Source organism: Caldanaerobacter subterraneus subsp. tengcongensis MB4, assembly GCF_000007085.1.
GTDB classification, from domain to species: Bacteria; Bacillota; Thermoanaerobacteria; order Thermoanaerobacterales; family Thermoanaerobacteraceae; genus Thermoanaerobacter; species Thermoanaerobacter subterraneus.
The window spans coordinates 2101447-2115763 of the sequence record NC_003869.1; the positions used below are offsets into that span (position 1 = coordinate 2101447).

The following is a 14317-nucleotide window of genomic DNA, read 5'->3' on the forward strand; positions in this document are numbered from 1 at the left end:
TTTTCCTGCCCGGACTGCTCTATGCCACAGTCGCCTGTGGTTTTACCAGTCCTCTAACGGTCGCAGGAAGACCGCAGGGCACCCGCCGATGTCTCGATAAACCCTGCCCTCGTCAACTTAAAGCCTTAAGGCTTTAAGTCCAGGCGCTTCTAAATTAAAGCTTACATTAAATCTCGACTCTACATCTTCCTCTATAGGCATCCCTCCTTTCAAAAAATCAGTTCAATTTTCTTTCTATCAAATCAGCCAGCTCTTTTGCCATCTGGCTGATTTTAGCGTAATCTTCACCCTCTACCATAACTCTTATGAGAGGTTCTGTGCCAGATGGTCTTATGAGAACTCTTCCTTTCCCTTCCATTTCTTTTTCTAGCTTTTCAATTTCTCTCTTTATGTCTTCATCTTCTAGATATTTTTCTTTAAGCTCATTTTTCACTTTGGCATTTACAAGTACCTGAGGATAGGTAGTCATGCAAGAAGCAAGTTCAGACAGTTTTTTACCTGTATGTTTCATTATTGAACAAAGTTTTAAAGCTGTTATCTCTCCATCTCCTGTAGTATTGTCATCTATGAAAATTATATGTCCTGACTGTTCTCCTCCAATAGAATATCCACCTTTTATCATTTCCTCTAATACATATCTATCTCCTACCTTTGTCCTTATAAGCTTAATTCCATGCTCCTTTAAAGCAATTTCAAATCCTATGTTACTCATGACTGTCGCTACCACAGTATTGTGTTTTAATTTCCCTTTGCTTTTCATATCAATAGCACATATAGCCATTATATGGTCTCCGTCTACTATATTCCCTTTTTCGTCAACTGCAATTAATCTGTCCGCATCTCCATCAAAAGCAAGCCCCAGGTCCGCTTTATGTTCTACTACAAGCTGCTGCAATTTCTCAGGGTGCGTGGATCCACAGCCTACATTGATTTTTTCTCCTAAAAGCTCTGCCGCATAAGCAATTACCTCTGCTCCTAATTCTTTAAACAAAATAGGAGCTACTGTGCTGCTTGCCCCATAAGCACAGTCAATCACTATTTTAAGCCCTTTTAAGTCTGTATCAATGGTAGACTTTAAAAATTCTATATAATCCCTGTGAGAAGTCAAGCTTTCTTTTCTTCTGCCTATTCCAATGCCAGTAGGAACAGGAAGTTCTTTTTTTTCATTTATAATTTCCTCTATCCTGTCTTCCAGCTTATCAGGCAATTTGTAGCCAAACTTATCAAAGAATTTTATTCCATTATACTCAATCGGATTGTGAGAAGCTGAAATCATAACTCCAGCATCTGCCTTATATAGCCTAGTCAAATAAGCTACTGCCGGCGTAGGAATTATTCCTACACTTACCACTTCTGCTCCAAGAGATGTAAGCCCAGCAATAAGAGCACATTCCAACATATCGCTTGAAATCCTGCTGTCCTTTCCCACCACAACCTTTGGCCTGTGACTTCCCTCTGTAAGGACATAAGCTCCTGCCCGCCCCAACTCAAAAGCCAGTTGTGGAGTTAATTCCTTGTTCGCTATTCCCCTCACACCGTCAGTCCCAAAAAGCCTTCCCATTCTCTATCCCCTTTCTGTAAAACGTACGATAATATTTTATCACAGTTGTCTTTATTGTGCAAAAAAACCTTTTTTATTCTGCAAGCATTTCCTTCATTCTGGCTTTTATTTTTTCTTTTAATTCTGCAATTTCTGCTTTTATATCTTTATTCAAATCAGGGGAGATAGGTTCTCCTACTCTAACTTTTATTTTCCCTCTCAATTTAGGTACATACTTCCCTAAAGGCAAAACTTCCTTTGTGCCCTGAACGACTACAGGCACAAGAGGTTTACCCGATTTATAAGCAAGGTACATGGCACCTTCATAAATTTTTTCTATAACTCCTTTAGGAGATATGCCTCCTTCTGGAAATATGCCAATTGAATACCCTTCCTTTAATCTCTCCAAAGCCTTTTTTATGGCTTTTAAGTCAGCTGACTCCTTTTTAATAGGTATCGCTTTATCTATCAAAAGAAAAGGTTTCAAAAGATAAATATTAAAAAGTTCCGAGCTTGCTAAAAATATAATTGGCGTTTTGATGGCACATGCTACTGCTACAGGGTCAAGCAAACTTTGATGATTTGAAACAAAAATGTAAGGGCCCTTTGAGAGGTTACCATCTCTTTCCACTTTAAAGGAGTAAAATATCTTGAGAAGTGCAATTCCAATCAGTCGCAAGACTCTGTAGAGTAAAAACATTCCCTTCTCTCCCTTTGGATTTTTCAATTACTATTATACATCTCCTGTGAAATAATAAAAAGGGGCTTTGCCCCCTTAATTTAGTTCAAGCCCCTTTCTAAAAGCCTGTATGTTAAGGTCTATATATTTTTTAGGTACATTGTTTCTTATCACTTCTTCCCAGTCAATGTTCATAAGCCCCAAGTGTTTTACTAAAACTCCTAAAAGCACTATATTCTGGGCCCTCACATTCCCGAGGCCTTCAGCTATTTTATCAGCCTCCACTGCAATTGTGTGGGCATTGCTCTTTAGTATTTCCAACAAATCCTTTGGATATTCTTCTTTCCCTATTAATACTGAGAGAGGAGGAATCTCAACTGTATTTACAATCACCGTGCCGCCTTTTTTGAGGTAATTGAGCCACCTTACAGCTTCCATTTTTTCGAAGGCCACTATTACATCAGCAGCTCCCATCTCAATCACCGGCGAATAGACTTTTTCCCCAAACCTTATCTGTGTGTTGACACTTCCTCCCCTCTGGGACATTCCATGCACTTCTGACATTTTGACATCATAGCCACTTTTAAGTAATCCTTCTGACAGTACATTGCTCGCAAGAATTGTGCCCTGACCTCCTACCCCTACCATCAATACGCTTTTTACCTCTGCCATTTTATTTCACCTCGCCCCTATGTGAAACACATTCTATCGCATCAAAAGGACATACCTGCTGGCAAACAGTACAGCCCGTGCACTGGTCAGGGTCTATGCTGAAAATGCCATCTTTTTTACTTATAGCTGGGCATCCTATTCTAAGGCACATGCCACATTTTTTGCATTTTTCCTGGTCTATCTTGCATTCTCCCTGCGGCTTAGGAGGAATCAAGGCACATGGACCTTTCGCTATTATAACCATCGTATCATCTGTATTCATAGCTTCATCTACGGCATCTTCTATTTCCTTTAATTTAAACGGATTTACTACTCTTACCCTCTTTACTCCTATAGCTTCGCTCAATTTAGCTATATCTATTTCAGGCGCATCTTCTCCCATCAATGTCTTTCCTGTACCGGGGTTGTGCTGGTGTCCTGTCATAGCAGTTATGCGGTTATCGAGTATTATAGGAACAGCATTGCCTTTGTTGTAGACAATATCAATAAGCCCTGTGATACCAGAGTGGAAGAAGGTGGAGTCACCAATTACGCTGAAGATTTTTTGCTTTCTGCCACTGTGTTCAATAGCTTTCTGGAAGCCGTGAGAACCTGAAATGCTAGCCCCCATGCATATGCAGGTATCTATAGCTTCCAATGGCGGCGCTGCTCCCAGAGTATAACAGCCTATGTCCCCTAAAACAGGAACTCTTTTCTTTCTTAAAACGTAGAATACTCCCCTGTGAGGGCATCCCGCACAAAGCATAGGAGGTCTGCCTGGTACTTTAACCTCCACTGATACATGAGGAAGCTCTTCTTTTTTTATTGCCTTTCTTATAATGCCAGGATTTAATTCTCCAATCCTGGGAATCAATTCTTTTCCTATTACTTCAATGCCCAAAGCCCTGACATGCTCTTCTATATAAGGTTCCAGCTCTTCTACTACGTACAATTTTTTTACACTTTCAGCAAACTTTCTTATAAGCTTTGAAGGAAGAGGATAAGTCATTCCCAGTTTTAAAACAGATACTTCGTCTCCAAAGACTTCTTTTACGTAAAGATAGCTTATGCCACTTGTTATTATGCCTATATCCCTTCCGCCCCACTCAATTCTATTTATTTCAATTTTTTCAGTCAGTTCCTCTAAGACTTTTAATCTCTCTTCTACTACCACATGTCTTTTTTGAGCATTTGCAGGAACCATAACGTACTTCGGAATGTCTTTTTTATAAGGCTTCATTTCAACAGGCTTTCTTTCTCCTAATTCCACAACTCCTTTACCGTGAGCAACCCTAGTGGTGAGCCTTAAAAGCACAGGTGTGTCATACTTTTCGCTTATATCCAGGGCGATACCAACAAAGTCTTTGCATTCCTGACTGTCTGAAGGCTCTAGCATAGGGATTTTGGCAAATTTAGCGTAATATCTGTTGTCCTGCTCATTCTGAGAAGAGTGCATACCTGGGTCATCAGCAGTTACGATCACACAGCCACCGTTTACTCCTGTATAAGCAAAAGTAAAAAGCGGATCTGCGGCCACATTAAGCCCCACATGTTTCATGGCAGCAAGGCTTCTAGCACCAGCTATAGAAGCTCCAATAGCCGCTTCTACTGCGACTTTTTCATTGGGAGCCCACTCAGAGTAGATTTCTTTGTACTGGGCTATATTTTCCAGTATTTCTGTGCTAGGAGTCCCTGGATACGCAGCAGCAAAAGTAACTCCATACTCGTAGGCACCCCTTGCTACCGCTTCATCTCCTAACATTACTTTTTTCATCTATTTCCCCCCAAAATCTAATTTTTAAATAGAGACACTGCAAGCCAAAGCTATAGAATTTAACTTGTCTTCATGAGAATCAGCTCTGGAAACCAATACAATAGGCGCTTTAGCTCCCACCACAATTCCCGCACTTCTAGCTTTCGCAAAGTAAGTAAAGCTTTTCCCTAAAGCGTTGCCGACTTCTATAAAAGGCACAAGCAAAATATCAGCATCCCCTGCAACCTCACTCTTTACCCCTTTGTGTTCTGCCGCTTCTTTGCTTACAGCAAGGTCAAAAGCTAAAGGCCCATCTACTATGCCTTCTATCTCTCCCTTTTGATTTAGCTCTTTTAACTTTGCAGCCTCAACAGTTGATGGCATTTTGGGATTTACTACTTCTACAGCAGAAAGACAAGCAGTCTTTGGATTTTCTATACCCAAAGTTTTTGCCACTTTGATGGCATTTTTCAATATCGCAACTTTCTCCTCTAGAGTTGGACTTATGTTCATTCCTCCATCTGTCAAAAGAAGCAATTTGTGATATGCTGGAATTTCATACACCATCACATGGCTTAAAAGTCCCTCTCCTCTTATACCAGTTTCACTGTCAAGCACAGCTTTTAAAAGAGTAGCAGTAGGTACAAGTCCTTTCATGACAAAAGAAGCTCTGCCTTCTCTTACTTCCAAAACTGCTTTTTTACACTTTTCTGCTTCGTCCTTTTCATCTATTATTTCATAACCCTCAAGGGATATGTTAGCTTCCTTTGAAATTTTAATAATTTTTTCTTTATCTCCTACTAAAACAGGAATACCTATTCCTTCTTTTTTAGCGGCATCACAGGCTAAAAGCACTTCCACATCCTCTGCTCCAGCAACGCTAAACTTTTTATTTGCCCCTCTTGCTTTTTCAAAAATTTCACTGAGCTTCTTCAAATTCCCACCCCTTTGCTAGAATAAGCCTTTAGGCAGGGGAAGTCCCCTGCCTAAAATACTCTATTTTGTGGAAACCATGTTTCTTATCAATTCTGCTCCTTTTTCCAGAGCTTTCTCGTTGATAGCCATCATATGTTCTTTCCCTTTTCCAAAGACTTCCGGCAAAGCCTTAAGAACTGTTTCCATCTTTACAACCTTTGTAGCTTCCACAAATGCTCCGAGCATCACCATGTTGGCCACTTTCAGATTGCCTAGCTCGCTTGCAATCTCATTAGCAGGCACTTCATAAACCTCTATATCTTTTCTCTGGGGCTTCCTATCTACCAGAGAAGTGTTCACAAAAAGTTTTCCCCCAGGTACTACATAGGACTCGTATTTGTCCAAGGAAGGTCTGTTCATCACTACCACAGAAGTAGCTTCTATAATTACGGGTGAACCCACTTCATCGTCAGAAACAGTAACGTTACAGTTAGCTGTACCGCCTCTCATCTCAGGTCCGTAGGAAGGAGTCCATGAGACATTTTTTCCTTCTAACATTCCAGCATAGGTTATTATGAGCCCCATTGTAAGGACTCCTTGCCCTCCAAAACCAGCAAAAATTATTCTTTCTTCCATTTTATTTAACCTCCTCTAAGGTGTTCTTGTAAACACCTAACGGATAATAAGGTTCCATATGGTCTTTCACCCATTTTAAAGCCTCTACAGGAGTCATTCCCCAGTTAGTAGGGCAGGTAGAAAGCACTTCCACCAGTGAAAATCCCTTGTTCTGAATCTGAGCCAAGAATGCGTTCTTTATAGCCTTCTTTGCCTGCATGATGTGTTTTACATCATACACAGCCACTCTCTCTATATAAGCTGCGCCATCTAAAGTTGAGAGCATTTCACTCACTCTTATTGGATAACCGTTTACCTCTGGCTTTCTGCCGTATGGAGTAGTGGTAGTCCTCTGTCCTACCAATGTCGTAGGAGCCATCTGCCCTCCTGTCATTCCATAATTGGCATTATTCACAAAAATAACTGTTATTTTCTCTCCTCTGGCAGCGGCGTGAACTATTTCTGCTGTACCAATTGCTGCTAGGTCTCCATCCCCTTGATAGGTAAACACCACTTTGTCGGGATGAACTCTCTTTATTCCAGTAGCAACAGCTGGAGCTCTCCCGTGAGCTGCCTGCTGCATGTCGCAGTTGAAAAATTCATATGCAAACACAGAACACCCTACTGAGGCAACCCCTATCGCTTTATCCAAAACCCCCAATTCTTCCATTGCTTCAGCCACTAACCTGTGAATTATCCCGTGAGTACAGCCCGGACAATAGGAAAAAGGAACATCTGTCAATCCCTTTGTTTTTTCAAATACCACTGCCATTTATCTTGCACCTCCTGCAATCTGTTTAATTTTCTCAAGCATTACGGAAGGCTCTGGTATCATTCCTGCAGGTCTTCCGTAGAAGTGTACAGGCTTCTTGCACTCAGTAGCCAGTTGAACATCTTCTACCATCTGTCCCATACTCATCTCAACTACCAGATAACCTTTTACCTGATCTACTGTCTTTTTGAAAGGTTCCTTCGGGAAAGGCCACAAGGAAATCGGCCTTATGAGCCCTACTTTATACCCTTCGCGCCTTGCAATGTTCATCACGTTTTTAGCAACCCTTGCCATAGTACCGTAAGCAACTAAAATAACTTCTGCGTCTTCGCATCCTATCATTTCATATCTGACTTCATTCTGTTCGGCTCTTGCATACTTTTCAAAAAGCACATAATTGTGTTTCTCTAAAACAGGTGGGTCTATATAGAGGGAATTTATCACATTCCTGTGTTCCCTGTTCCCTCTTCCTGTAGTCGCCCATGTCTTTTCCGGAAGATTTCTTCTCGCCTTTTTCACATTGTCAAAATCAACTGGTTCCATCATCTGTCCCAGCATTCCGTCTCCGAGAATTACAACGGGATTCCTGTAGTCATCCGCTATGTCAAATGCCTCTTGCACGAGGTCTGCCATCTCTTGAATGGTAGAAGGTGCAAGAACTATTAACTTGTAGTCTCCATGTCCACCACCTTTTACAGACTGAAAATAGTCACTCTGTGCTCCCTGAATATTTCCAAGTCCAGGACCGCCTCTCATTATATTGACTATCACACAAGGTATCTGAGCGCCGGCTAGATATGAAATTCCCTCCTGCATAAGGCTAAGTCCAGGTCCGCTGGTAGAAGTCATAACGCGAGCTCCTGCTCCACCTGCGCCGTAAACCATGTTTATAGCAGACACTTCGCTCTCTGCCTGCAAAAATACTCCGCCAACCTCCGGCATTCTCTTTGACATGTACTCTGTGACTTCGTTCTGCGGAGTTATGGGGTATCCAAAATAATACCTACACCCCGCCTGAATAGCAGCTTCTGCCATAGCTTCATTACCCTTCATTAAAACCTTTGCCATCTTCTCTCCCCTCCATTTACTTTATAACTGTTATCACTACATCAGGGCACATCATAGCGCAAAAGCCACAAGCTATACATTTGTCCATGTTTTCTGGTTTTATAGTGGCAGGATGATACCCTTTTGTGTTTATCTTGCTCAAGTCCATCTCAATTATCTTTTTGGGACAAGCATTTACACAGAGCTCACAGCCCTTGCACAAATCCTCGTTGAAAATAACCTTTGCCACATAAATTCCTCCTCTCACATTTTATCCCATGGAGTTTTCATATAAAGGTCTAAAGGAAAGACAGGATAATCAATCTGCGGAAGAAGATTTACCAGGTCTCTTTTTACAGTTACCATTTTTATAGGAATGCCTGTCTTACTAGAGACCTCTTCCACAACCTCTAATCCTTTCAAGACATCATCAACTGTCGTCTCATAAGACATATGAGTATTGTTCACTAAATGGGTCACCTTAATCTTTGAAGCCTCTTCTATCGCCTTTAAATACTTAATGACTGAATCAGCATCTTTTGTAAAGGGTCTGTTTACATTCACTACCAACAAGACTTCGGGGTCCTGTTCATATATTATGTGCCTGTACTGCCCCAGAGGCATTGCCCCTACATCATCTCCTCCCACGTCAAACACAGCATGTTTTTCTGTGCTGTATAAGGCACCATAGACAGTGCGCGAAATCACCGGGACATCAGCATTTACGTACTTCTCCTCAACTCCTACTACCTTAATTCCCCATTTTTCTAAAAGCTCTTTCCTCACTTCTCTCGACCTAAAATAGGGATTCACTACATCCAAATCGACAATCTCAACTTCTTTTCCCATTTGCCTGATGTAAACAGCATAGTTTATCGAAATCTCAGTCTTACCACTGCCGTAGTGCCCTACTACAATCGTCAGCCTTTTAAAATCCATCTGACCTCATCCTTTAACTGTATGTTTTTGGATTCTCTTCGCCTGTCAAAACCCTGTATGCTCCCTCTGCCAAAGCCAGCATTTCGTCCTCTCCAGGGTATACATACACAGGCGCTATAAACTCCACCCTTTCCCTTATCCTCCTCACAAAATCCTCATTATGAGCAATTCCGCCAGTAATCCCTATGGCATCCACTTTCCCTTTTAAAACGACAGCCATTGACCCTATTTCTTTTGCCGTCTGATACGCCATGGCGTCCAAAATGAGTTCAGCATTTTTATCCCCATTCTCAATCATTTTGTAAACTTCTCTCACATCATTTGTACCCAAATGTGCCACTATTCCGCCTTTTCCTATAAGCTTTTTCTTCATCTCCTCAAAAGTGTACTTCCCACTGTAGCAAAGTTTGACTAGATCTAGAACAGGTAACCCCCCTGCCCTTTCGGGGGAAAATGGCCCTTCTCCGTTTAGAGCGTCATTCACGTCTATTACCCTTCCTTTTCTATGGGCACCTACTGAAATACCACCCCCAAGGTGCGCTATTATAAGGTTTACCTCATCGTACCTTTTGCCCAAATCAGATGCCAAGCGGCGAGCAATTGCCTTTTGGTTTAAGGCGTGGAAAATGCTCTGTTTCTCAATCTCCGGCAAACCAGTAATTCTCGCTACATCTTCAAGCTCATCCACCACTACAGGGTCCACTATATAGGCAGGGATGTTGTGCTCTTTTGCCAAAGTGTAGGCGATAATAGCTCCCAAATTAGAAGCGTGTTCACCTCTTTCAGCCTTTTTCAAATCTTCCAGCATTTTTTCATTCACAATGTAGGTCCCACTCTCTATGGGCTTTAAAAGTCCTCCTCTTCCTACAATTGCATCAATTTGAGATAGAGAAATACCTTTTTCTTTCAACATATCAAGGATAGCTTGTGTCCTGAATTCAAACTGGTCAATTATTCTCTTGTATTTGCTCAATTCCTCTGTCGAATGCCTCAAAGTCTCTGTAAAGACAGGCTCTTTGTCCCTAAAAACTGCCACTTTCGTTGAAGTAGAACCAGGGTTTATTACTAAAATTAAAGCCAACCCCATCCCTCCGCCTCTAATACTATTATAGTACACATGGCTTCTTTATCCAAATCTGAGGAAAGGCAAGGAATTCTTGCCTTTCCTCAGATTAACATTATCTTACGATATAGTTGTCTTTTACAGCAGCTATAGTCTTTATTCTCTCTTCTGCTACCCTGTCAGCTGCCACATAGGTGGGAACATTTTCCTTTTTAGCCTTTTCAATGACCTTTTTCACTGTATCGTATATCATGGAGACTTTCCTCATAGCCCTTTCCCTGTTGTAGCCTGAAGGATTGAGCTCATCAGCTACGTTTATAACTCCACCGGCATTTATTATATAGTCAGGAACATAGAGAATTCCCTTTTGCTGGAGGATATCTCCGTGCCTTTCTTCCTTCAACTGGTTATTAGCTGAACCAGCGACAATCTTGCATTTAAGCTGCGGTATTGTCTCATCATTTATTATGGCACCTAGTGCGCAAGGAGCAAATATATCGCACTCCACGCCATATATTTCATCTGGTTTTACATACTCTGCTCCAAACTCTTCCACAGCTCTTTTTGCATTTTCTTCAAATATATCTGTCACAATGAGCTTAGCACCTGCCTCATAGAGATATTTAGCAAGGTGATATCCCACATTTCCTATGCCCTGAATTGCAACGACTCTACCTCTCAAATCTGAAGTGCCAAAAATTTCTTCAGCAGCTGCCTGCATCCCCCTGTAAACTCCATAGGCTGTGAAAGGTGATGGGTCTCCACTCGTCTCAGGAAGCCCTGCTACGTATTTTGTCTCATACCTTATATACTCCATGTCTTTCACGTTTGTCCCCACATCTTCAGCAGTGATGTACCTTCCCTTCAAAGATTCTACATACCTTCCAAAGCTTCTAAACAAAGCCTCTGACTTGTCAGTCCTTGGATTTCCTATTATTACAGCTTTTCCTCCGCCTAGATTAAGTCCTGCAGCAGCGTTTTTGTACGTCATGCCTCTTGCAAGTCTTAAAGCATCATTTATAGCGTCTTCCTCTGAATCATAAGTCCACATCCTGCAACCGCCCAAAGCAGGCCCTAAAGTAGTGTCGTGAATGGCGATGATGGCTTTAAGCCCTGATGTTTTGTCATAGCAGAGCACTACATTCTCGTAATCATATTTCTCCATTATTTTGAAAATCTCCATAAAATCTCCTCCTTGCCTTTATTTTTAATTTTAAATTTAAATTATTTCAAAATGTAATTGGTCTTTATTGCAGCAATCGCTTTAATCCTATCTTCTGCTACTCTATCGGCAGCTTTGTAGGTGGGTATGTTTTCTTCTTTTGACTTTTTAATTACGCTCTTTATCGTGTCGTATATCATGGAAGCCTTCCTCAAAGCCCTTTCCCTGTTGTAGCCTGAGGGTTCTAACTCATCAGCCACGTTTATAACTCCGCCCGCGTTTATTATATAGTCAGGCACGTAAAGAATACCTTTTTCCTGCAGTATGTCCCCATGCCTTTCTTCTTTCAATTGATTGTTGGCAGAACCTGCTATGATTTTGCACTTGAGCTGCGGTATTGTTTCATCGTTTATGACTCCGCCCAATGCGCAAGGAGCAAAAATATCGCAGTCTACTCCGTATATTTCCTCTGGCTTCACATATTCTGCTCCGAAGTCTTCCACAACCCTCTTTACATTATCTTCAAATATATCAGTGACAATTATTTTCGCTCCAGCTTCATTAAGATATTTAGCAAGAGTATAGCCAACTTTTCCAACACCCTGTATGGCTACTTTTTTGCCTTTTAAGTCGGAAGTCCCAAACACTTCTTCAGCAGCTGCCTGCATACCTCTGTACACTCCGTAAGCAGTGACAGGCGACGGGTCTCCGCTGGTCTCAGCAAGGCCAACCACGTGCTTTGTCTCATACCTCATGTATTCAACGTCCTGGACAGTGATCCCCACGTCCTCACCTGTTATAAAGCGTCCTTTCAGAGCTTCTATATACCTTCCAAAACTTCTAAAGAGGGCTTCTGATTTATCTTTTCTAGGATCGCCTATTATTACTGCCTTCCCTCCTCCGTAGTTTAAGCCGGCGGCAGCGTTTTTATATGTCATTCCCCTTGCAAGCCTTAAAGCATCTTCCAGTGCCTCTTCTTCTGTATTGTACATCCACATCCTAGTTCCGCCAAGAGCTGGGCCTAAAGTTGTATCGTGAATTACAATTATTGCTTTTAAACCCGACGCTTTATCATGACAAAAAATTACGTTTTCATAATCCTTGACTTCCATCCGCTCAAAAATTTTCATAAATAACCCCCCAGTAAATTTTTTAAACATTAGAAGCGAGAGAAGCCAGCATTATGGAATTAAATTTTGCATCGCTGGAATCAGCTCTTGAAGTCAGTACAATAGGCTTCTTTGCACCCATTATTATTCCTGCTATCTTTCTTTGAGCTATATAAGTGATAGCCTTATAAAGTATATTCCCTGCTTCTATATCAGGAACTACCAGTATGTCAGCATTTCCAGCAACAGGACTCACTATGCCTTTATGGCGGGCAGCCTCAACAGACAGAGCATTATCTAAAGCCAACGGTCCATCTATTATAGCCCCTTTTATTTGCCCTCTTTCGCTCATCTTTGACAGTATAGCCGCATCAAGTGTTGCCTGCATATCTGGGTTTACAGTTTCTACAGCTCCCAATATAGCGACTCTTGGCGCATCAATTCCAATCTGCCTTGCAACATCTATAGCATTCAAAATTATGTCTATCTTGACTTTTAAGTCCGGTGCAATGTTCATTGCCGCATCTGTAAGAAGTATAAGCCTGTTGTAGGGCGACTCAAACACAGCTACATGGCTTAAAGTCCTGCCTGTCCTCAGACCTATTTCTTTATCCAGAACTACCCTCAGTATTTCTGCTGTCTGCACAAGTCCCTTCATCAGTATATCAGCTTTGCCTTCGCTCACAAGCCTCACTGCTTCGCGGCAGGCATCTAAGTTGCTTTTCGCCTCGACTATTTCATGGTCTTTCAAAGACATCCCTATAGAGGAAGCAATTCTTTCAATCTTTTCCTTGTCTCCAACCAAAATAGCCCTCACTATTCCCTTTTCATGAGCCTCTTTAATCGCTTCCAACACATCTTCATCAGCTGCCTGAGCCACAGCTATAACTTTTGGCGGCAAATTTTTCACATGCTCGTAAAGTTCAGCAAAGGTCCTCATACCAACACCCCATCAGCCATAAATTTTTGGAGTTTCCTGCCCTCTTAACACTCTTAAAGCTCCATCTCTTAAAGCCTCCATCTCGTCTCCACCGGGATATAAAGTGATTGGAGCGATAAAGCCTACCATGTCAATTATTATCTCTATCAAGGGTTTGGAATAAGCAAGCCCCCCAGTTAAAATAATTGTCTTAACATCTCCTTTTAACACCGCAGCCATCCTGCCAATCTCTTTCGCAATCTGATAAGCCATAGCTTCAAAAACTAGCTTAGCTTTTTTATCCCCAGCTTCTATTCTTTTTACCACTTCTCTGGCATCGTTGGTACCAAGATGCGCCACGAGTCCTCCCATTCCGACAATTTTTTTCTTCATCTCTTCCAAAGTGTATTTTCCTGAATAACACATCTCTACGACCTTCATGGAAGGCAAACTTCCAGTCCTCTCAGGTGAAAAAGGCCCCATTTGATTTGCATTGTTTACATCAACAATCCTACCTCCCTTTATAGCTGCTACAGAAATTCCTCCTCCCATGTGAGCCACAATCATATTAAGTTCCTCTTCTTTTAAATTGTTTTCCCTCGCATACCTGTGTATGCAGGCTTTAATGTTTAGAGCATGAGATTGGCTCTTTCTGGGAAGCTCTGGGAGACCTGAAATTCTCGCCACATCTTCCATTTCGTCTACTGCCACAGGGTCGAGAGTATAAACAGGTATCCCGTATGGGTCTGCCAGAGCCCTTCCAATTATTCCGCCTAGATTTGAAGGATGTTCCCCTCCTACCCCTTTTCTTAAATCTTCCAGCATAATATCGTTTACAACGTAGGTACCACTTTGGACTGGCTTTATCAAACCACCCCTCACCACAATAGCAGATAATTCCAGAACTTTAATGCCATTCTCACTTAGCCATTTGTTTATCGCTTCTAACCTCAAATCCAGCTGCTCAATCACACTTTTATAGTTCTTGAGAGTTTCTACATCATGGGTGATGTCAGAACGCACTATTTCCTTCTCGTCTTCATAAAGAGCTACTTTGGTGGAAGTAGAACCTGGATTGATGACCAATACCTTGAACAACAGGCTTCACCCGCCCTTTCGCCAAACATTTTTTGAGTGTCTTAAAAAATTTTTA

General features: G+C 41.7%; 15 protein-coding genes. All 15 read right to left on the bottom strand.

The features are described 5' to 3' along the window. Positions 1-217: 217 nt before the first annotated feature. The 15 genes from glmM to buk (TTE_RS10505) all read right to left on the bottom strand — a co-directional run bounded on the left by glmM (position 218) and on the right by buk (TTE_RS10505) (position 14262). Positions 218-1561, bottom strand: a complete 1344-nt coding sequence (glmM, locus tag TTE_RS10435) for a phosphoglucosamine mutase (protein ID WP_011026272.1) — start codon at positions 1559-1561, stop codon at positions 218-220. Between the two features lie 73 nt (positions 1562-1634). Next, positions 1635-2240, bottom strand: coding sequence for a lysophospholipid acyltransferase family protein (locus TTE_RS10440; RefSeq protein ID WP_009611242.1), 606 nt, complete (start codon positions 2238-2240; stop codon positions 1635-1637). Between the two features lie 75 nt (positions 2241-2315). Next, entirely contained in the window at positions 2316-2891 is a 576-nt protein-coding gene (locus tag TTE_RS10445; protein WP_009611239.1) for an indolepyruvate oxidoreductase subunit beta, read from the bottom strand. A gap of 1 nt (position 2892) precedes the next feature. Beyond that, the gene (gene iorA / locus TTE_RS10450; RefSeq protein ID WP_009611238.1) at positions 2893-4644 is read right to left on the bottom strand and encodes an indolepyruvate ferredoxin oxidoreductase subunit alpha; all 1752 of its coding nucleotides are present in this window, start codon (positions 4642-4644) and stop codon (positions 2893-2895) included. A 24-nt stretch (positions 4645-4668) separates the two neighbouring features. Continuing rightward, complete coding sequence (locus TTE_RS10455) at positions 4669-5559, bottom strand: bifunctional enoyl-CoA hydratase/phosphate acetyltransferase (protein WP_011026273.1); 891 nt, start codon at positions 5557-5559, stop codon at positions 4669-4671. A 60-nt stretch (positions 5560-5619) separates the two neighbouring features. Continuing rightward, positions 5620-6174: a 2-oxoacid:acceptor oxidoreductase family protein gene (locus tag TTE_RS10460; RefSeq protein ID WP_009611237.1), complete on the bottom strand. Its 555-nt coding sequence runs from the start codon at positions 6172-6174 to the stop codon at positions 5620-5622. Position 6175: 1 nt separating this feature from the next. After that, on the bottom strand, positions 6176-6925 hold the full coding sequence (locus tag TTE_RS10465) for a thiamine pyrophosphate-dependent enzyme (RefSeq protein WP_022587965.1): 750 nt from the start codon (positions 6923-6925) through the stop codon (positions 6176-6178). After that, positions 6926-7993 carry a 3-methyl-2-oxobutanoate dehydrogenase subunit VorB gene (locus TTE_RS10470; RefSeq protein WP_011026274.1) on the bottom strand — a complete coding sequence of 356 codons (1068 nt, stop codon included), beginning with the start codon at positions 7991-7993 and terminating at the stop codon, positions 6926-6928. A 16-nt stretch (positions 7994-8009) separates the two neighbouring features. Then, positions 8010-8222, bottom strand: coding sequence for a 4Fe-4S dicluster domain-containing protein (locus TTE_RS10475; RefSeq protein WP_011026275.1), 213 nt, complete (start codon positions 8220-8222; stop codon positions 8010-8012). A gap of 14 nt (positions 8223-8236) precedes the next feature. Continuing rightward, a complete protein-coding gene (locus tag TTE_RS10480; RefSeq protein ID WP_009610638.1) occupies positions 8237-8911 on the bottom strand; it encodes a hypothetical protein in 675 nt (224 codons plus the stop codon). 13 nt (positions 8912-8924) lie between these two features. After that, positions 8925-9998, bottom strand: coding sequence for a butyrate kinase (gene buk / locus TTE_RS10485; protein ID WP_009610628.1), 1074 nt, complete (start codon positions 9996-9998; stop codon positions 8925-8927). A gap of 91 nt (positions 9999-10089) precedes the next feature. Beyond that, a complete protein-coding gene (locus tag TTE_RS10490) occupies positions 10090-11157 on the bottom strand; it encodes a Glu/Leu/Phe/Val family dehydrogenase (RefSeq protein WP_009610640.1) in 1068 nt (355 codons plus the stop codon). Between the two features lie 41 nt (positions 11158-11198). Continuing rightward, entirely contained in the window at positions 11199-12266 is a 1068-nt protein-coding gene (locus TTE_RS10495) for a Glu/Leu/Phe/Val family dehydrogenase (RefSeq protein WP_011026276.1), read from the bottom strand. Between the two features lie 22 nt (positions 12267-12288). Beyond that, the gene (gene ptb / locus TTE_RS10500; RefSeq protein ID WP_009610630.1) at positions 12289-13185 is read right to left on the bottom strand and encodes a phosphate butyryltransferase; all 897 of its coding nucleotides are present in this window, start codon (positions 13183-13185) and stop codon (positions 12289-12291) included. 12 nt (positions 13186-13197) lie between these two features. After that, positions 13198-14262, bottom strand: a complete 1065-nt coding sequence (gene buk / locus TTE_RS10505) for a butyrate kinase (RefSeq protein WP_009610633.1) — start codon at positions 14260-14262, stop codon at positions 13198-13200. Positions 14263-14317: the final 55 nt, after the last annotated feature.

What these genes read in the sequence shown, in the direction of transcription:
- glmM (WP_011026272.1), bottom strand. Translation starts at nt 1,561, where the DNA reads ATGGGAAGGCTTTTTGGGACTGACGGTGTGAGGGGAATAGCGAACAAG.
- TTE_RS10440 (WP_009611242.1), bottom strand. Translation starts at nt 2,240, where the DNA reads ATGTTTTTACTCTACAGAGTCTTGCGACTGATTGGAATTGCACTTCTC.
- TTE_RS10445 (WP_009611239.1), bottom strand. Translation starts at nt 2,891, where the DNA reads ATGGCAGAGGTAAAAAGCGTATTGATGGTAGGGGTAGGAGGTCAGGGC.
- iorA (WP_009611238.1), bottom strand. Translation starts at nt 4,644, where the DNA reads ATGAAAAAAGTAATGTTAGGAGATGAAGCGGTAGCAAGGGGTGCCTAC.
- TTE_RS10460 (WP_009611237.1), bottom strand. Translation starts at nt 6,174, where the DNA reads ATGGAAGAAAGAATAATTTTTGCTGGTTTTGGAGGGCAAGGAGTCCTT.
- TTE_RS10465 (WP_022587965.1), bottom strand. Translation starts at nt 6,925, where the DNA reads ATGGCAGTGGTATTTGAAAAAACAAAGGGATTGACAGATGTTCCTTTT.
- TTE_RS10470 (WP_011026274.1), bottom strand. Translation starts at nt 7,993, where the DNA reads ATGGCAAAGGTTTTAATGAAGGGTAATGAAGCTATGGCAGAAGCTGCT.
- TTE_RS10480 (WP_009610638.1), bottom strand. Translation starts at nt 8,911, where the DNA reads ATGGATTTTAAAAGGCTGACGATTGTAGTAGGGCACTACGGCAGTGGT.
- buk (WP_009610628.1), bottom strand. Translation starts at nt 9,998, where the DNA reads ATGGGGTTGGCTTTAATTTTAGTAATAAACCCTGGTTCTACTTCAACG.
- TTE_RS10490 (WP_009610640.1), bottom strand. Translation starts at nt 11,157, where the DNA reads ATGGAGATTTTCAAAATAATGGAGAAATATGATTACGAGAATGTAGTG.
- TTE_RS10495 (WP_011026276.1), bottom strand. Translation starts at nt 12,266, where the DNA reads ATGAAAATTTTTGAGCGGATGGAAGTCAAGGATTATGAAAACGTAATT.
- ptb (WP_009610630.1), bottom strand. Translation starts at nt 13,185, where the DNA reads ATGAGGACCTTTGCTGAACTTTACGAGCATGTGAAAAATTTGCCGCCA.